Below are 17,323 nucleotides of genomic sequence, written 5' to 3' on the forward strand. Positions count from 1 at the left end.
ATACTCAAAACGCCATACTTATAAGTAACGAAAGAATTAATAATATAACTACCAATCCGCCGGTTACTCTTGCTATAAATTTCTTTTGTTCGCCCGCACTGGAAACGGTAAATCTGAAGTATAATATGCCACCCACCGCAATAAGAATACATTCCAATATGATACTAATAGCCGGAAATCGCCACAACCCAAAACCTAGCATAGGTAAGTCTCCGAAATTCCCTGGAAGTAGCGGCAAATCAGCACGGTGCACAAGTAAATCAAGAATCCAATGACTAAAAACTACAGCCCCAACAACAAAGCCACTCCGCTTGCCCCAAAACATCATACCCACCATTCCTGCAACAAAAGCAATAAACAGTGCTCCTATTAAAGAGTGTGAATAATCCGCGTGAATGATCGCTTCACCATAACCATTACTATTAATAGGTTCAATTGTCTCTACTCCTAAAACATAAAGCGGTAAAAAAATGACATCCAATAATTGTGTGCTTAACATGAGAGCCCAAAGTGGTAGTTTAGGTGACTTTGTTTTCACTACTGCCGCTAAGCCAAAATGTCCTGCAAACAGTTCACTTCACATCCTTTTGTAATCTTGTCTCCAGCAAACCGCAGCCTACTATACAAAAAGCATGATCAGTAACAAATTCACGTTTTTTTGCTTCCTATTCAATCTCTCATTACATGTAATCCTTTAATAAACGTTTCCAATAATACATGTAAACTTGTATCTAAATCTAGCGGCAAACCAAATCCACCTTGCTGTTCAATCGACGCAAATCCATGACAAATACTTCTGAATCCACGTGTCGCATGAAGTGCATTCTCTCCTTCTAAGCCGTATTGTTGTAAAACATGAAGACAAAGCTTTACAATTCCGTCACCTGCTTTTCTTACTTCTTCCTCTCGTAAAAAAGTTGCTTCATATAATCCAGGATGTTTGCGTACGAATGCGACATACGCTTCTCCTAAAGCATGAATTGCTTCGTCCATACATTTACCCTCAGCAGCTTCTTCCAGTCTGTTATGCAGCTGTTTTATTCCGTACATACCAAGATTTTTCCGTACATCTTGTAAACCTTTCACATGATTGTATAGCGAGGGTGAACGTACCCCTAATGTTTGCGCTAATGAAGCTAACGTTACTTCTTGTATTCCATTTATATCTGCAATCTCTGCCGCTGTTTCTACAATTTTCTGTAATGTAAGTCCGATTCTCGGTGACATAAATTAACCTTCTTTCCTACTTTCTATATTCCGCTTAGGTTCCTTAATAGCAAGTTTTATGACAGTGCCTGGATCCTTTATCATTTTCCCATGTCCTGCCGCAAGTAAGGAAGGCTCATATTCGCTTAGCTTCTCTGCACTTTGTAATGATATTTCTTTGCTCCACGTTGCCATTGCAGGAAACGGAAACCAAAATTTCATTTGCCCCGAAACAGCCATACCCCCTCTTGTTTGGAAGGCATCCCCGACAATAAGAGCTTTATTTCGTACATCAAGAAGCGACATGGATCCTGGCGTATGTCCCGGTGTCATAATCGCAAGAAGCGATCCAACTCGGTCGCCATCTTCCAATAAAACATCAGGTACCGTTTTTACCTTTTTAGGTACACCGCCTTTTATCGGTATATTCGGTTCATCCTTTTGTAACGTCGTATCTCCTTCTAACAGCTTTGCGTCCCGCTTAGAAATATAGACTGGAACATTAGGAAGTACTTCCTTTAACGCGTCTAATGCACCGATGTGATCATCATGCGCATGTGTTAATACAATCTTAGTAATTGGCTTCCCTATTTTCTCAGCCGCCTGTAAAATACCTTTTGTGCTATATGGCAAAGCCGCATCAATTAAAGTTAAACCATCTTCTTCCTCCACAAAGTAACAATTCACAGGAAACACTCTTGGCAAAAATGACAATTGATATACCGTTTTTTCATGCATCATTCTCATATTTTCATCTCCCTTTTCACGAAAACTAATACCATTAGTTTTATTATACTAATGGTATTAGTTTTGTGTCACTAAAAATTTCATTTTTACAAAAAAAAAGAAAAGTAGCCGTTTATACGACTACTTTTCTTTACAGCTATTAAACTGTGTAACGCTCATCTTCTAAAATTTTCGCAGCAATTTCACGTTTCTTCGGAATTACATTAAGTGGTGTGTGGCGAGTTAATTTGCGTAATGATGATAACATCATGCGCAGCATGTCGCCATTTTCAACTGCGATAAGTGTTTCTTTCGCATCTGCTTCGATTTCGTTGAATGCTTCTTGGCAGAATACTTCAGTGTATAACACTTTTTGTTTATTCTTTTCAAGACCAGTTGTTTTAATTGCTTTCTCTGTACGAAGAACAGCTGACTCCATTGCGTATAGGTTGCTTACGATGTCAGCGATATTCACAAGAATTTCTTGCTCTTTATCTAATGCTTTACCGTATTTTTGAGCTGCTAATCCAGCTACCATTAAGCCGATTTTCTTCGCGTTAGTTACTAAATATTTTTGAAGTGCTAATGGCTCATCGCCTACTTCTTCTGGCATCATCATCATTAACTCTTCTTGTAATTTTTGTGCTTTTTGAAGAAGCGGTAATTCACCTTTCATCGCTTTACGTAAGAACGTACCTGGTACGATTAGGCGGTTAATTTCGTTCGTTCCTTCGAAAATACGGTTAATACGAGAATCGCGGTACATTCTTTCAATCTCGTATTCTGCCATAAATCCGTAACCACCGTGAATTTGAACACCTTCATCTACTGTATAATCTAGTACTTCAGAACCGAATACTTTATTTAAAGAGCACTCGATTGCATATTCAGCGATAGAAGCTGCTACTGCTTTACCGTCCTTTACTTCTTCTTCAGATAATGTGCTCATGCGGCTTTCGAATAAACCTACTGTACGGTATACAGAGCTTTCAGCTGCATATGTTTTCGCTGCCATATTCGCAAGCTTCTCTTGAATTAATGGGAAACGAGCGATTGGTTGTTTGAACTGTTGACGTTGATTTGCATATTGTGCTGAAATTTCTACTGCACGTTTCGCAGATCCAACTGTACCAACACCTAATTTATAACGGCCGATATTTAAAATGTTGAACGCGATAATATGACCTTTACCGATTTCACCAAGTAAGTTTTCTTTCGGTACTAATGCATCTTCTAAAATTAACGTACGAGTTGAAGAACATTTAATACCCATTTTCTTTTCTTCTGGGCTTGTAGATACACCAGCATATTCTTTCTCTACGATAAATGCTGAGAAGTGCTCTCCATCAATTTTTGCGTATACGATAAATACGTCAGCGAATGCAGAGTTTGTAATCCATTGCTTTTCACCATTTAATACGTAATGTGTACCTTCTGCATTTAAACGTGCCGTTGTTTTTGCACCTAATGCGTCAGATCCTGAACCTGGCTCTGTTAATGCGTATGCAGCTAATTTTTCACCAGTTGCAAGTAATGGTAAATACTTTTTCTTTTGCTCTTCGTTACCGAATAATACGATTGGTAAAGATCCGATACCAACGTGAGCACCGTGAGTGATTGCAAAACCACCAGCGCGCGAGAATTTCTCTGCGATTAACGCTGAGCTTACTTTATCAAGACCAATTCCGCCGTACTCTTCTGGTACGTCAGCGCCTAGTAAACCAAGTTCACCAGCTTCTTTTAAAAGACGAACAGAACGATCAAACTCGTGTTGCTCTAAATATTCAAGCTCTGGAAGAACTTCATTTACGATAAAGTCCTCTGTCGTTTTTGCAATCATTTTATGCTCAGATGAAAAATCTTCTGGCGTAAACACTTGATCAATTGTAATTTCCTCTACTAAAAAGCTACCGCCTTTAACCGCATTTCCTACTGTTTTTTCCATGAAAATTTCCTCCTTCATATTTTCATAAGCCGCTTCTCTCATTTTGAAAGAAGCTGGCTCTCAATTTTATTTTTTATAAACCTTTGTTGCTTCCATTCTTTGCTTTAGCGTCCTCTTGTTCTGAGCGAGCCGCCTGCGCTTTTTTTATAATCCAGTTCCAGCGGCTAGAACAGTCGGTCGTTTCACCCCTTCCTGTGAGGCAAAAAGCGCCTCTTCGTCAGGGCTTCCAACGCCCTCCTGTTCTAAGCAAGCCACCTGCACTTTTTATATAATCCAGTTCCAGCGGCTAGAATGTTCGATGGCTTCGCTTCTTCCTACGAGGCAAACAGCGCCTCTTCGTCTGAAGCTCCATCCCCCTCACATTCTGAGCGAGCCGCTTCCACTTTTTTTTATAGTAATTCAAACACTCCCGCTGCTCCCATTCCGCCGCCGATACACATTGTTACGATACCGAATTGTTGGTTGCGACGTTTCATTTCGTGAATAAGAGATAGTGTTAGTTTTGCTCCTGTACAGCCAAGTGGATGTCCAAGTGCGATTGCACCGCCGTTTACGTTTACTTTTTCTTCATCTAGACCAAGTTCACGAATAACTTGGATAGATTGAGAAGCGAATGCTTCATTTAGTTCAAATAGACCGATATCAGATAGCTCTAAACCAGCTAATTTTAACGCTTTCGGAATTGCAGCAATTGGGCCGATTCCCATTACTTCTGGTGGTACTCCAGCTACTGCGAATGAACGGAATTTTGCAAGTGGCTTCATGCCATCGCTCACTGCTTTTTCACGATCCATTAATAGTACAGATGCTGCACCGTCACTCATTTGTGAAGAGTTACCAGCCGTTACAGAACCGCGAACGTTAAATGCTGGACGTAATTTACCTAAAATGTCTAGCGTTGTCTCTGCTCTTACACCTTCGTCTTGTGCGAAAATGATTGTTTCTTCTTGCAGTTTGTTGTTTGATCCAACCGAGCGTAACGTCACATCTACAGATACTGTTTCATCCGCAAAGTTCCCTGCAGCTAATGCTTTCGCAGCACGTTGATGACTTCTTACTGCAAATGCATCTTGTTCTTCACGAGAAATTCCATATTTCACAGCAACTTGCTCTGCTGTATGCCCCATACCCATATAATATTCTGGTGCTGCTTCTACAAGGCGACTATTCGGACGAACAACGTGTCCCATCATTGGAACTAAACTCATTGATTCCGCTCCGCCTGATAATACAGCTTCAGAGTGACCAAGCATAATGCGCTCTGCTCCGTAAGCGATACTTTGTAAACCTGAAGAACAGTAACGGTTAATTGTAATAGCTGGAACATCGTAAGAAAGTCCTGCTAATCCGCCGATATTACGAGCCATATTTAAACCTTGCTCTGCTTCTGGCATCGCACAACCGAAAATTAAATCATCGATTGGTCCTTCATAATTCGCACGCTTTAACGTTTCTTTTACTACTAACGCCCCTAGATCGTCAGGACGAACTGTTTTTAATGAACCCCTCTTTGCTTTTCCAATTGGTGTTCTTGCTCCCGCAACAATGACAGCTTCTCTCATGAACGATATCTCCCCTCGTTATTAGTTACGTAATGGTTTTCCTTTTACAAGCATGTGCTGCATTCTTGCTTGTGATTTCATCTCACTTACTAAGCTAATAAATGCTTCACGTTCTACATCTAATAAATACTGCTCATCAACTTCTGTTCCGTACGGCACTTTTCCGCCCGCAATGACATATGCCAGTTTCTTCGCAATGTGCAGATCATGTTCAGAAATGTAACCTGATAAATGCATTGCCTCTGCACCAAGTACAAGCGCTGCATATCCTGTCTCACCAACAACTGGTATCTTTTTGCGGATAGGTGCTTTATAACCTGCTTCATATAAAGAAAGTGCTTTTTGTTTCGCATCATATAGTAAGTGATCACCATTCACACTAATACCGTCTTTATCGCCTAAGAAGTTGTTCGATACAGCTTCTTGTGCTGATGTAGAAACTTTCGCCATCGCTACAGATTCGAATACTTTATTCGCAACTTTTTGTAAGTCAAATTCTACACCGTTTGCCATTTTGTTTAAGTGTTTAATGTATAACTCTTTGTTACCGCCTCCGCCAGGGATTAAGCCAACACCTACTTCTACTAAGCCCATATATGTTTCGCTAGAAGCTTGAATGCTCGCTGCTGGTAAACAAACTTCTGTACCGCCGCCAAGCGTCATACCATATGGCGCCGCTACAACTGGCTTAGAAGAGTACTTAATTTTCGTCATTGCATCTTGGAAGTTTTTCACAACCCACTCAATTTCAAAGTAGTTGTCGTCTTGTGCTTCCATTAAGATCATTGCAAGGTTCGCACCAACGCAGAAGTTCTTCGATTGGTTTCCGATAACAAGACCTTTATAATTTTTCTCTACTTCATCAACAGCGTAGTTAATCATTTGCGTAATATCCATACCGATTGCATTGCTCTTCGAATGGAATTCTAAGCAAAGGATACCATCGCCTAAATCGATTAAGCTCGCTCCGCTATTTTTCTTTAATACGCCATTTTTCGCTTTTAATTGTTTAAGAGAAATTGCCTTTTTATTACGTTCGATTAGCTTATATTCGCCATTATCGTAATAGTAGCTATCTCCGTTATCGTGTTTGTAGAAAGTAGTGAAACCTTTCTCTAACATTTCTTTCACCCAAGTCGGAACAACTACGCCGTTTTCTTCCATCTTTTGAACGGACTTTTCAACGCCGATTGCATCCCAAACTTCAAATGGCCCTTGCTCCCAGCCGAAGCCCCACTTCATCGCTTGGTCAATTGCAACGATATCGTCAGCAATTTCTTTATGAAGTTTTGCAGAGTATAAAAGAGTTGGTGTAATGATGTTCCATAACAACTCTCCTGCGCGGTCTTTCGCGTATACAAGCGCTTTCAATTTATTCGATAAACCTTTTTCTTGTTTACTTAACTCGATAGATGCAGCTTTTAATTTCTTGCGAGCTTCGTATTCCATCGTTTCAGGATTTAGTTCTAAAATTTCTTTTCCTTGTTTTAAGAAGAAGCCTTGACCTGTTTTGCTTCCAAGCCATTTTTTATCAAGCATGTCATGCATGAAAGCAGGTACTTTAAATACATCACGCTCTTCTTCTTGTACATTTTCATATACGTTATTTGCAACGTGTACAAATGTATCTAAACCAACAACATCTAATGTACGGAACGTTGCGCTCTTCGGACGACCAATTAATGGACCTGTTACAGAGTCAACTTCTCCAATGCTATAGCCACGCTTAATCATTTCTTGAAGCGTTACAAGCAATCCATACGTACCGATGCGGTTTCCAATAAAGTTTGGTGTGTCTTTTGCGATAACAACGCCTTTTCCAAGAACGTCTTCGCCAAATAGTTTCATGAAGCTTAATACTTGTGGATCAGTTTCTTTCGTCGGTATTACCTCTAGAAGTTTTAAATATCGTGGTGGGTTAAAAAAGTGTGTTCCTAAGAAGTGTTTCTGGAAGTCGTCTGAACGACCCTCTGCCATTTTTTCAACGGAAATGCCTGATGTATTTGAGCTCACAATTGAGCCTGGTTTACGAACAGCATCTACTTTTTCAAATAGTTTCTTCTTTATATCTAAGTTTTCAACTACTACTTCAATAATCCAATCTACATCAGCTAGACGCTCAAGATCATCTTCTAAGTTACCTGCTTCAATCAGTGCTAAATTTCCTTTCACTGTCAGAGGAGCTGGTTTTTGCTTTAATAGTTTTTGCACAGCCGTATTACTAAAACGATTTCTCACACTTTTATGTTCTAATGTAAGTCCCTTCGCCTCTTCTTCTTTCGTAAGCGCAGGTGGTACAATATCAAGCAATAATGTCGGAATACCAATATTAGCTAAGTGTGCCGCAATCCCTGAACCCATTACGCCTGAACCTAGAACAGCAGCCTTTTTAATTTGGAACATCCATTTCTCCCCCTATTCTTGAATGAATGCTCATTCAATTTTTCGACATAAGTCGCAATCAATGAGTGAGCCTCTACTAATAAATATATGATACAGTTTGAATTTTCGCAATATATTTATTGATAAAATTTTCTGAAATAAATATATTTCTTTCATTTGGCTATGCTATACATGTGTATTTTCTTCATCAAAATGCACTTTTCCTTTTTATAATCTGACGAAACTGGAGGAATATATATGGCAAAACTTAAGAAGAACCCTTCAAAAGCTGGAATTAGCGCAGCAAGTGTAACTGGAAATGCAGGTCCGCATAATCACGGTGTTGAAAAAGGGCGTCAAAGTAATAACCAACAATATAAGAAGCATAATATGGGCGAAAAATAACGGTATATTTTTGGGCAGAGAACGTGGCATAATGATTAATGGCTGCTTTTTCTGCCCAATTTATTTGTACATATGGAAAACAAAAGAGGGAACGACGATGAAACGAACAATAATTATGATTGTAATGATTGCCACACTATTTACAGGGATGATTTTCTTCTCTTATGCACAAAGGCAACAAGTTGTAAGAGCAGATCAGCCTAACATTACTGGGCAATACGGGATTACAATCGATGCAGACACAGGTGAAATTTTGTATGGAAAACGGGAAGATGAACGCTCTTATCCGGCTAGTATAGGGAAAATGATGACTACCTTACTCTTACTAGAAAATGTGAAAGAAGATGAAGAAATTACGGTTACAGAGAATGCGATTAAAACGGAAAGTCAAAGTAAGAAGATTAAGCTTCGCGCGGGTGAAAAATTAAAACGTGATGAGGCATTAAAACTTATGCTTATTATTAGTGCAGACCCAATCGCTGAGTCAATTGCAGAACATATCGCAGGATCAAAAAATGAGTTTGTGAAAATGATGAACGCTAGGGCGAAGGAACTTGGGACAAAACATGCGACTTTCAAAAACGCAAGCGGTGCTGATGCACTTGGAAATAAAGTATCACCATATGACATTGCTATTATTACGAAAGAAGCCTTGAAGTATCCGATCGTTTTAGAATATATGAATTCAATACATACAACACTACATACTTCAGAGCGTTCTCCGAAAATCGCAAACTATGGACGGGAAGAACTATATGATGATTCATATGCGATTGGAAGTAAAAGCGGTTTATCAGCACTCGGAAAATACACAGTCGTAACAGTTGATGAAAAAGACGGTAAACGCGTCATTAACGTCGTGTTATCTTCTACTCGTACGCAGCTATATCCTGATACGAAGAAAATGGCGCACTACGCATTTCAGCAATTAAAATAACCAAGGAGTATTTTCTCCTTGGTTATTTTTTGATCATACCTTTTAATACGAACGCAACGTTTGCTGGACGTTCTGCTAGACGGCGCATGAAATAGCCATACCAGTCGTTTCCATAAGGCACGTAAACGCGCATTTTGTAACCTTCTTTTACTAGCTCAAGTTGACGCTCTGTACGAATACCAAATAACATTTGGAATTCAAATTGATCCCTTGGAATGTTGTGTTCTTCCGCAAGTTTTTTCGTATATTCAATAATCGCTTCGTCATGTGAAGCAATTGCAGTGTAATTTCCATTTAATAAGTGCATTTTAATAATTTTTTTATAATTGTCATCTACATCTTTCTTTTCCGGGAACGCTACTTCTTCAGGTTCTTTATAGGCCCCTTTTACAAGACGTAAATTAGGATTATAAGCGTTTAAATCTTCCATATCTTTTTCTGTACGATATAAATAAGCTTGAATAACAGTACCAATATTATCGTATTCAGATTTTAATTGTTTAAAGATATCAATTGTTTTTCCGCAGCGCGTATAGTCTTCCATATCAATTGTAATAAACACACCATTTTCTTTTGCAGCTTCTAAAATACGGCGCATATTGTTCATTACGATTTCGTCGGAGATATCTAATCCCATAGAAGTCATCTTTAAAGAAAGCTGTGAATTAAGACCTTCTCTTCCAATTGCACGAATCGCTTCAATCGATTCGCTAGCCATTTCATTTGCTTCCGCTTCGTTATCAACGAATTCACCTAAATAATCGATTGTTACACAAAGACCTTGCTTATTTAATGCTTTAATTGCAGCTGTCGCTAATTCAATCGTTTCCCCTGCGACGAAGCGACCTGCACCAAAGCGTAAACCGTACTTTTTAGCCAGTTTTGTTAGCGCTTTATTTTTAGATAAGAAAAGAAACGAATTTCGCATTAATTGTTCCATGTAATTCACCCCTACGACTATAATTTATCTGTTTTTTACCCCTCTTCGAAATTATATCACTGTTTAAAATTATTTGATACAAATAATTATTTAGATAATTTATAAAATACTATCAAAACATTTAAAACTCTATATTCTCGTTTGTAAATATGAAGAAACTATTTTTCGACATTCAGAAAAAACGGGTTTACTAGGGAAAAAATGAGCATGCCGAAAATATTCGACATGCTCACAAAACCATTTATATTTCATGTAAATTATATAAGGATATTAATAACAAAAACTTGAGGTAACATTATCTCAAGCCTTCTTACTTCTCATTTCGCTTCTCATCATTCAGCTTTTTAATATTCGTAATTAACTGTACCATCTCTTCTTTTGCATCTGGATACGTCTCATTCCAATGTTTCACTAAAGCTGGCATCGTCTTAGCCATATAAGAATAAAGTGCCCATTTCTGTACCTGCTCTTTTCGCTCTTCGTTGCTCTCTCCAAGTAATAGTTCCGTGTATTTCTCTAGCAAGCCATCAAACTGCTCATTAAACTTTTCACTCATCTTATTTTCCTCCTATATGAAAAAAGCAGCGAAGATCGCTGCTTTTTCTTATAATTTTGATCGAACAGAGTTTAATTTCTTCTCCATCGTACTTACTTTATCACGGCGATCATCGATACGAATTGTTGTCGCAACGCGCTGTGCACCTTTCGTGTATGGAACTTCATGCATTTGTTGAATGACTTCTAAAATGACAGGAAGATCTCCTTCAATTACTGTATTCATCGGTGTTAATTGATACTTCACGCGATCAGCATTTTTCTCTAGTACCTTTTGTACTTCTGCTACATATTCACTAACACTTGGATTACCTGTTCCTACTGGAATAATCGATACATCAACAATTGCCATAATAATCTTCCTCCTATTACTGCTTCTTATATATCCATTGTCTATTTTACCGAAATTCTCATCATTTTACTAATACGTTACTCTTCTACTTTAAACTGCTCAACCAATCTTTCTAAGTCCTGCATATTCTCTGTCAAACTTTCCATCGTATGAGCTACTTTTTCTAAATGATTCACTTGTGACTCAGTTGCTGCATTTACCTCTTCAGAAACAGCCGCACTCTCTTGACTCGTGCTACCAATTGTTTGCATAACTTCTGTAATTTCTTCTTGCTCGTGACCTATGTTATTTACCTCTTCTACAATTTTTTCAACTGAGGTACTAATAGTATTTACAACTGACATAATTGTGCGGAATTCTGTCTCCGCCTCTGTCGTAACTTTATTTTGTATATCCGCAATGTCTTTCAATTTACTTACAACTTCCACAACTCGTTTTACTTCTAACTGCACATCGCTAATCATTATTGTAATCTCACCCGTTGCCTCTTTTGATTGTTCAGCTAATTTCCGAACCTCTTCCGCAACAACAGCAAAGCCCTTACCTTGCTCACCTGCACGTGCTGCTTCAATTGAAGCGTTTAAAGCCAGTAAATTCGTTTGATCCGAAAGACCTTTTATAAGTTCTACCACATTTTGAATCGATCCAACCCTTTGCTCTAACTTACCGGACGCTTCTTCCGTATGAACAACGATAGAAGATGATTGTTCTCTTGTACGAACTAAATTACGCATCGTATTGAGTCCCTGCTTAGATGCCTCTTCAGCTTTGCCAGCCACTCCTTTTATTTCACCAACGGAGTTATTCATTTGTTCCACTGACTGCGCCATATTCTCGAGCTGTTCTGAAACTTCATCTACACTATTAGCAAGAGTAGACGCGCCTCCGCTCACATCATCCATTGCACCTGAAACTTCTCTACTAGCTGCTACAGTTTCATTCGTTAAATAATGCAGATTGTGAGTCGATTTCTGTACTGTCGATACACTATTTTTAATTTTACTTACCATTTCATTCATTTGCTCAACCATATCATTAAAGTGAGTCGTAAGCATACCAACCTCATCTTTACTTGTCACCTTCATTTGTAGTGTTAAATCACCTTCCGCTACTTTTTGAACGTGATTTGTTAATAGTTGTAATGGTCTTGCTAATCTTCTTGAGAATAAATATGATGCTACTATTCCAACTAATAAACTAATACACGCCATTATAATAACTGTATTTCTCGTACTACTTAACAATCCATCAATCGTTTGTTTCGGATAAAAGATTCCTATCTTCCATTTCATCGCATCAAATGACTGACTATAAACAACTACATCTTCACCTTTTAATGTAGTGACAGCATATTTTGTTACCTCTTTATTTAAACTCTTCATAAGTGGCTCTTTAGAAACATCTTTCCCTACTTTTTCTGGATAAACAAGAGCCATATTTTTATCATTTATAATAAACATTTCTCCGTCATTATTGTATTGAATATTGTGAAGCAATTTCTGAATTGTTCCGAGCGATACATCCATCGCAACAACGCCTAATACAGATCCATCTTGAGCTGTAATTGCTTTAGAAACCCCTACACTTAACTTTCCTGTCGCAATTTCATAAGAAGGTTGTCCCCAATGAACCCTTTTCACATCAGCCTCTGAATCTTTATACCACGTTCTTGTCGTTGGATCATATCCTTCTGGCACTTGCCCACCTTCAGCAAGATTGGCACTTAATGTTTTTTTATCTTTCGTACCAATATATAAATCTAAAATACCGGGATGATTCTTTTTATACTCTGCAAACTCTTTCGTTAAAAACGCTTCCTCTTCTGGAGTAACCCCATCTTGAATCATATTACGAATCATCTCACTGTTCGCGTAATACCCCATATCTTCATCAGTTCTTTGAACAAATGTCGTAAGTTGCTCTGTCACAAGGTCCATCGTATTTTGAGAATACTGGTCTAAGGAACGCACTTCCTTTTCTTTCTGTAATTGATACATAGCTGTACCTAATATTACGAACATCATAGAAATAAGTACCGAAAATACTACTGCAATTTTTAAACGTAAACTTCTCAACATATTCCCTCAAGCATCCCCTTCTCGGTAAAATTTAATCGTATTAATCACTATATTAAGTATAATAGATAAATTAGAAAGCTCAATCCATATAGTTTAAAAAATTGAAATTTATTCTCATTTCAATCAACTTACTTGTTATCTCAACACTTGTGTAAAAACAAATAGTTCATTATCCTTAACATATAATCTCATTCGTTCGGAGGGAACTATGCTACAAAAATTCGGTTTCTCACAATATGAAAGCCAAGCTTATGAAGTTGTCGTATCAAGCAATGACCCATTAGATGCAACAACTATCGTTAAACATTCAGGTGTTCCAAAAGCAAAAATATACGAAGTGTTAGCACGACTCATTGATAAAGGGATGGTAATGGATTCTGTTTCTGAAAAGAAAAAATTGTATACAGCATTACCACTCAAGCTAGCAATTGAAAAGTTAACGACAGAATTCCAATCTAATATTAAAGAACTTGAAAATAATATTTCTAAAAAGTCATTTACAGATGACCGCGTTTGGAGTTTAAAAATGCAGTCTTCTATTAAAGTACAAAGTAGGCAACTTATAGAAGATGCGAAAGAATCCATACGCATCTCCGCATGGAACGATACCCTTTTAGAATATCTTCCTTTACTAGAACAAAAAGAAAAACAAGGCGTCCAAGTCGAGTCCCTCATAGTTGGAAAAGTGGAAACTGACCTAGAAAACATGCATTTTTTAATCCCAGCTCAAGAACCTAACGCATTAGAGCGTTATTTACTACTCATCGTTGACGATAGTGAAATTTTATTTGCTGGTGTAGAGCAAGAATCATGGCAAGCGATGAAAACAATGTCACAACCTTTCGTGAAGTTCTTTACGGAGTTCTTCTATCATGACGTTGCACTTGCGAAGATTACAGAGAAGCACCATGATCTCTTTATGCAGGATGAGGAAATTAAGGAATTGTTGATGAAGTTGAGATATTAACAATTCCCAAAACCGATTCTACCATTTGAATAGATAATATAATTTTTCATACAAAAAAAGCTGTATCAAACGGAGTTTTACATACTCATTTGGTACAGCTCTTTTTTACGCTTTCGCTAATTTAATTTTATGTAGTTGGTTTTTCGGATGGTTTTGATGTGTAAATACAGAACGTTCATTTCACGACTTCTTTTGCTCCTTTATCTCCATCAAAAGCTCAATAATCTTCTCATTTTGCTCTACTTGTTTCTCAGAATTTTGATAGATGAAACGAATCCATCTAAATACAAAAATAATAAGAAATAATGGGACTAAAGAAATTAGAAAACCAATAATTGAAAAATTAGACTCCATATACTATCACCTCGCTATATACTCCCTTCTCCATTTCTCTACTAACCCCTGCAATGTTTTACACAAAAAAGAACCTATCAAATGATAGATTCTTCTTTCGTAAGCTGATTCGAGCGTCCTCTCGTAATAGAGAAAACCGCACAAAGCAGTGCCAATATAATGAAAACGCCGCCTACCCAAGCGTTATATATAACAGATGATTTCTCAATAACAACTCCGCCCACTGTTGAGCCAAGTGCAATTCCTAAATGAAGTGCAGAGTTATTTAAACCTTGCTGAATACCAGCTGATTCTGGCGCAATTTCAATTAAATAGTTTTGCTGTGCTGGCGAAATTGCCCAGCTCAGCATACTCCAAAGCCCCATCATAATAATGAAAAGCGGGAATGAGAATGTCATCATCGGCAACATAAAGATTGCACATGCAAATACGATAATGATGGAAATAATACTTTTCTTCGATCCCCATTTATCAGCAAGCAAGCCGCCAAGGCCACCTCCAAGTACCGCTGCAATTCCGAAAATGAAGTAAAACACACTAATCCAATTTGCTTCAACATGCATCACATCTTTTAAAAACGGTGTTAAATATGCGTATAGCGTTAAATGACCTGTTAAAAATAAAAATGATGTTAACTGTGCGCTTACAATTTTTTTATCCTTTAACGTAGCAATTTGTTCTCTTATTGATAATACCGATGTCGCTGGTACTTTCGTTAAGAACAACGAAATACAAGCAATCGCCATAACCGTTAATATTGAAATTAATACAAATGGTGCACGCCATCCATATGCATTTCCGAGCACAAGACCGAGCGGTACTCCAAGTACGAGTGATCCACTAATACCCATAAAAATGATTCCAATTGCACGCGCACGAAAATGCGGCTCTACTACACTAGAAGCAAGTGTAACCGATAGTGCAATAATAAGCGATCCACTCGCTGCACAAATTACTCTCGAGAACATTAACATCCCGTAATTCACACTAAATGCCGAAATGATATTTCCAATTAAGAAAATTGATAATGCCACAACATACAATTTCTTTCTTTCAAACTTGCCTGTTAATGCTAATAAAACTGGCCCTGATAGAGCGAATACTACTGAAAATATTGTAATAAGCTGACCAGCTGCACTAATCGACACACCTAAATCATTGGCAACTAAATCAAGCGTTCCTCCTATAATTAGCTCAACCGTTCCGACTACGAAAGCCGCAATAGCTAAAATATATACACGAAAATTCAAGTCTTCCCCCACACTTTCTCTTTTGGTTACTACCATTATAGTAACCAAAAGAGAAAGTGGACGCAAGTACAATTTTTTTACAGCGAAAAAAGCAGGCGTATTATACGCCTGCCCTTCAATCATTAAACTCCAGTTTCTTTCTTCTTATTTAAGTACCAATACACCGGAAGTCCAGTAAATACCATTCCAATTGATAAGAAACAACTTACCGGATCGTTAATAATCGCACTTCCAAGTACAAACAATGACCCTAAAATCGCAACGATTGGTACAATCGGGAATAACGGTACACTATATGCACGCTCTTTATCCTTGTTACGTCTTCGTAAAATGAAGACACCAATAAACGTCATTACGTAGAAAATATAAATAATGAATACGGAAATCTCAGATAGCTTATTCGGATCACTAATAAGCATTAAAATAATTCCTAAAATGATTTCAACAGTAATCGCATTTGCTGGTGTTTTAAATCTCGAATTTTCTTTTGCAATAAACTTAGAAAACGGAAGGTGTCCACGCTCTGCCATCGACATCGGAATACGTGGGAACGTTAAAATCTTTCCATTTAAACAACCGAAAATAGAAATGATAATACCGATACTAATAATTTTCCCGCCATATTCTCCAAGTAACATACCCGCAGCTGTCGCTGTTGCATTTTCTCCAAGGTCTACAATTTTCGCTGCTGGTAATACATTTAATAACGCTAAGTTAATTAACACGTAAGCAGCTGTTACAATTAAAATCCCAACTGTCATTGCCTTCGGTAATAACTTTGTTGGGTTCTTCATTTCTCCGCCAATAGAAGCGAGTAAAATCCAGCCATCATAGGCAAATAAAGTTGCTAAAATTGCCATCCCGATACTTTGATTTTCTGATATCGGTACAACTACGTTGAAGATATCACTATTCCCTTTCCAAAACCCTAGCACAACAATTAATATAATTGGAATCATCTTCCCAACTGTCGTAACCGTTTGGACGATGCCCCCATATTTTGTCCCAAAACTATTTATAACGCCTAGGAACACAACTGTTCCAATTGCGATTGGTAAATTCCAGACTTTATCTAAATAGAAAAAATTGATCATTAAAGAACTAAAATACAAACCTAACGTTCCAATAATAGCTGGTCCATAAACAATTGTTTGCATCCAGCCAGATAAATACCCCCAAAAACTTCCGTAAATCTCCTCTAAATACGTATACAACCCACCATTTTTCGGAATTTGCGCTCCAATTTCGGCTACTGTTAAACCACTTGCTAACGTCAACAGACCACCAATTACCCAAGCAAGAATAGCCATATTAGAACTCCCTGAGTAATCTAATACGCTCCCTGGTTTCATAAACACACCAGACCCAATAATAGTTCCTACTACGATAGAAAGTGCTACTGTTAAACCAATTTTGTTTTTCTCATCATGATGCATGCTGCGTATCCTCCTTCCAATTCTAGTGTGATGCAAAAATGAAATAAAAAAACACTCCTCCCTAAAAAAGGGACGAGTGTTGTATTCGTGGTTCCACCCTTGTTTCAATTAGTAAAGTGACACACTTCACCAATTTCTCAAGTCTAAATAACGGTTTTTGCCGGCATGCAATTACTAGATATACGTTCACTGCTGCAGTTCAGAGGTGGTAATCGATTTTCCCGTATT

At 37.9% G+C, this 17,323-nt stretch carries 16 protein-coding genes and 1 other annotated feature (1 of these 17 only partly in view); of the genes, 3 read left to right on the forward strand and 13 right to left on the reverse strand.

Going from position 1 to position 17,323, the window contains the following annotated elements; all coding sequences use genetic code 11:
* Positions 1–4 precede the first annotated feature (4 nt).
* The 6 genes from NSQ08_RS23790 to NSQ08_RS23815 all read right to left on the reverse strand — a co-directional run bounded on the left by NSQ08_RS23790 (position 5) and on the right by NSQ08_RS23815 (position 7,842).
* Positions 5–571, reverse strand: a complete 567-nt coding sequence (locus NSQ08_RS23790) for a hypothetical protein (RefSeq protein ID WP_002129765.1) — start codon at positions 569–571, stop codon at positions 5–7.
* 98 nt (positions 572–669) lie between these two features.
* Positions 670–1,227, reverse strand: coding sequence for a TetR/AcrR family transcriptional regulator (locus tag NSQ08_RS23795; protein WP_002034616.1), 558 nt, complete (start codon positions 1,225–1,227; stop codon positions 670–672).
* Between the two features lie 3 nt (positions 1,228–1,230).
* The gene (locus NSQ08_RS23800; RefSeq protein ID WP_340779217.1) at positions 1,231–1,953 is read right to left on the reverse strand and encodes an MBL fold metallo-hydrolase; all 723 of its coding nucleotides are present in this window, start codon (positions 1,951–1,953) and stop codon (positions 1,231–1,233) included.
* Between the two features lie 139 nt (positions 1,954–2,092).
* Positions 2,093–3,877 carry an acyl-CoA dehydrogenase family protein gene (locus tag NSQ08_RS23805; RefSeq protein ID WP_016102228.1) on the reverse strand — a complete coding sequence of 595 codons (1,785 nt, stop codon included), beginning with the start codon at positions 3,875–3,877 and terminating at the stop codon, positions 2,093–2,095.
* Positions 3,878–4,266: 389 nt separating this feature from the next.
* Entirely contained in the window at positions 4,267–5,439 is a 1,173-nt protein-coding gene (locus NSQ08_RS23810) for an acetyl-CoA C-acetyltransferase (RefSeq protein ID WP_001206332.1), read from the reverse strand.
* A 21-nt stretch (positions 5,440–5,460) separates the two neighbouring features.
* Positions 5,461–7,842: a 3-hydroxyacyl-CoA dehydrogenase/enoyl-CoA hydratase family protein gene (locus NSQ08_RS23815; protein ID WP_002143651.1), complete on the reverse strand. Its 2,382-nt coding sequence runs from the start codon at positions 7,840–7,842 to the stop codon at positions 5,461–5,463.
* A 237-nt stretch (positions 7,843–8,079) separates the two neighbouring features.
* Here NSQ08_RS23815 and NSQ08_RS23820 point away from each other — a divergent pair, with 237 nt between their 5' ends.
* Positions 8,080–8,226: a YuzL family protein gene (locus tag NSQ08_RS23820; protein WP_002034611.1), complete on the forward strand. Its 147-nt coding sequence runs from the start codon at positions 8,080–8,082 to the stop codon at positions 8,224–8,226.
* A 97-nt stretch (positions 8,227–8,323) separates the two neighbouring features.
* Positions 8,324–9,163 carry a D-alanyl-D-alanine carboxypeptidase family protein gene (locus NSQ08_RS23825; protein WP_002143652.1) on the forward strand — a complete coding sequence of 280 codons (840 nt, stop codon included), beginning with the start codon at positions 8,324–8,326 and terminating at the stop codon, positions 9,161–9,163.
* A gap of 22 nt (positions 9,164–9,185) precedes the next feature.
* Here the strand turns inward: NSQ08_RS23825 and NSQ08_RS23830 are convergent, their stop codons facing one another.
* From NSQ08_RS23830 to NSQ08_RS23845, 4 genes are all read right to left on the reverse strand, one after another.
* A complete protein-coding gene (locus NSQ08_RS23830) occupies positions 9,186–10,103 on the reverse strand; it encodes a proline dehydrogenase family protein (protein ID WP_002089421.1) in 918 nt (305 codons plus the stop codon).
* A gap of 310 nt (positions 10,104–10,413) precedes the next feature.
* Positions 10,414–10,659 (reverse strand): YusU family protein, encoded by a 246-nt coding sequence (locus NSQ08_RS23835; protein ID WP_001290599.1) that lies wholly within the window; start codon positions 10,657–10,659, stop codon positions 10,414–10,416.
* 48 nt (positions 10,660–10,707) lie between these two features.
* Positions 10,708–11,010 (reverse strand): MTH1187 family thiamine-binding protein, encoded by a 303-nt coding sequence (locus tag NSQ08_RS23840; RefSeq protein WP_001018862.1) that lies wholly within the window; start codon positions 11,008–11,010, stop codon positions 10,708–10,710.
* A 77-nt stretch (positions 11,011–11,087) separates the two neighbouring features.
* A complete protein-coding gene (locus tag NSQ08_RS23845; RefSeq protein ID WP_340779226.1) occupies positions 11,088–13,088 on the reverse strand; it encodes a methyl-accepting chemotaxis protein in 2,001 nt (666 codons plus the stop codon).
* Between the two features lie 208 nt (positions 13,089–13,296).
* Here NSQ08_RS23845 and NSQ08_RS23850 point away from each other — a divergent pair, with 208 nt between their 5' ends.
* A complete protein-coding gene (locus NSQ08_RS23850; protein ID WP_002034606.1) occupies positions 13,297–14,055 on the forward strand; it encodes a TrmB family transcriptional regulator in 759 nt (252 codons plus the stop codon).
* A gap of 180 nt (positions 14,056–14,235) precedes the next feature.
* Here NSQ08_RS23850 and NSQ08_RS23855 read toward each other — a convergent pair whose 3' ends face one another.
* The 3 genes from NSQ08_RS23855 to NSQ08_RS23865 all read right to left on the reverse strand — a co-directional run bounded on the left by NSQ08_RS23855 (position 14,236) and on the right by NSQ08_RS23865 (position 17,095).
* Complete coding sequence (locus NSQ08_RS23855; protein WP_002034605.1) at positions 14,236–14,409, reverse strand: hypothetical protein; 174 nt, start codon at positions 14,407–14,409, stop codon at positions 14,236–14,238.
* A 77-nt stretch (positions 14,410–14,486) separates the two neighbouring features.
* Entirely contained in the window at positions 14,487–15,782 is a 1,296-nt protein-coding gene (locus tag NSQ08_RS23860; protein ID WP_113733854.1) for an MFS transporter, read from the reverse strand.
* On the reverse strand, positions 15,782–17,095 hold the full coding sequence (locus tag NSQ08_RS23865) for an APC family permease (RefSeq protein ID WP_340779234.1): 1,314 nt from the start codon (positions 17,093–17,095) through the stop codon (positions 15,782–15,784). The genes NSQ08_RS23860 and NSQ08_RS23865 overlap by 1 nt, the downstream gene beginning before the upstream one ends.
* Positions 17,096–17,160: 65 nt before the next feature.
* Positions 17,161–17,323: a binding site (T-box leader), on the reverse strand (it continues 74 nt past the right edge of the window).

Source organism: Bacillus sp. FSL E2-8887 (assembly GCF_038007205.1).
Lineage (GTDB): Bacteria > Bacillota > Bacilli > Bacillales > Bacillaceae_G > Bacillus_A > Bacillus_A mycoides.

Excerpts from the sequence above, each read along its gene's own strand:
- NSQ08_RS23825 (WP_002143652.1), top strand. The coding sequence starts at position 8,324 with ATGAAACGAACAATAATTATGATTGTAATGATTGCCACACTATTTACA.
- NSQ08_RS23865 (WP_340779234.1), bottom strand. The coding sequence starts at position 17,095 with ATGCATCATGATGAGAAAAACAAAATTGGTTTAACAGTAGCACTTTCT.
- NSQ08_RS23805 (WP_016102228.1), bottom strand. The coding sequence starts at position 3,877 with ATGGAAAAAACAGTAGGAAATGCGGTTAAAGGCGGTAGCTTTTTAGTA.
- NSQ08_RS23795 (WP_002034616.1), bottom strand. The coding sequence starts at position 1,227 with ATGTCACCGAGAATCGGACTTACATTACAGAAAATTGTAGAAACAGCG.
- NSQ08_RS23835 (WP_001290599.1), bottom strand. The coding sequence starts at position 10,659 with ATGAGTGAAAAGTTTAATGAGCAGTTTGATGGCTTGCTAGAGAAATAC.
- NSQ08_RS23810 (WP_001206332.1), bottom strand. The coding sequence starts at position 5,439 with ATGAGAGAAGCTGTCATTGTTGCGGGAGCAAGAACACCAATTGGAAAA.
- NSQ08_RS23820 (WP_002034611.1), top strand. The coding sequence starts at position 8,080 with ATGGCAAAACTTAAGAAGAACCCTTCAAAAGCTGGAATTAGCGCAGCA.
- NSQ08_RS23850 (WP_002034606.1), top strand. The coding sequence starts at position 13,297 with ATGCTACAAAAATTCGGTTTCTCACAATATGAAAGCCAAGCTTATGAA.
- NSQ08_RS23840 (WP_001018862.1), bottom strand. The coding sequence starts at position 11,010 with ATGGCAATTGTTGATGTATCGATTATTCCAGTAGGAACAGGTAATCCA.
- NSQ08_RS23845 (WP_340779226.1), bottom strand. The coding sequence starts at position 13,088 with ATGTTGAGAAGTTTACGTTTAAAAATTGCAGTAGTATTTTCGGTACTT.
- NSQ08_RS23860 (WP_113733854.1), bottom strand. The coding sequence starts at position 15,782 with ATGATTGAAGGGCAGGCGTATAATACGCCTGCTTTTTTCGCTGTAAAA.
- NSQ08_RS23855 (WP_002034605.1), bottom strand. The coding sequence starts at position 14,409 with ATGGAGTCTAATTTTTCAATTATTGGTTTTCTAATTTCTTTAGTCCCA.
- NSQ08_RS23815 (WP_002143651.1), bottom strand. The coding sequence starts at position 7,842 with ATGTTCCAAATTAAAAAGGCTGCTGTTCTAGGTTCAGGCGTAATGGGT.
- NSQ08_RS23830 (WP_002089421.1), bottom strand. The coding sequence starts at position 10,103 with ATGGAACAATTAATGCGAAATTCGTTTCTTTTCTTATCTAAAAATAAA.
- NSQ08_RS23800 (WP_340779217.1), bottom strand. The coding sequence starts at position 1,953 with ATGAGAATGATGCATGAAAAAACGGTATATCAATTGTCATTTTTGCCA.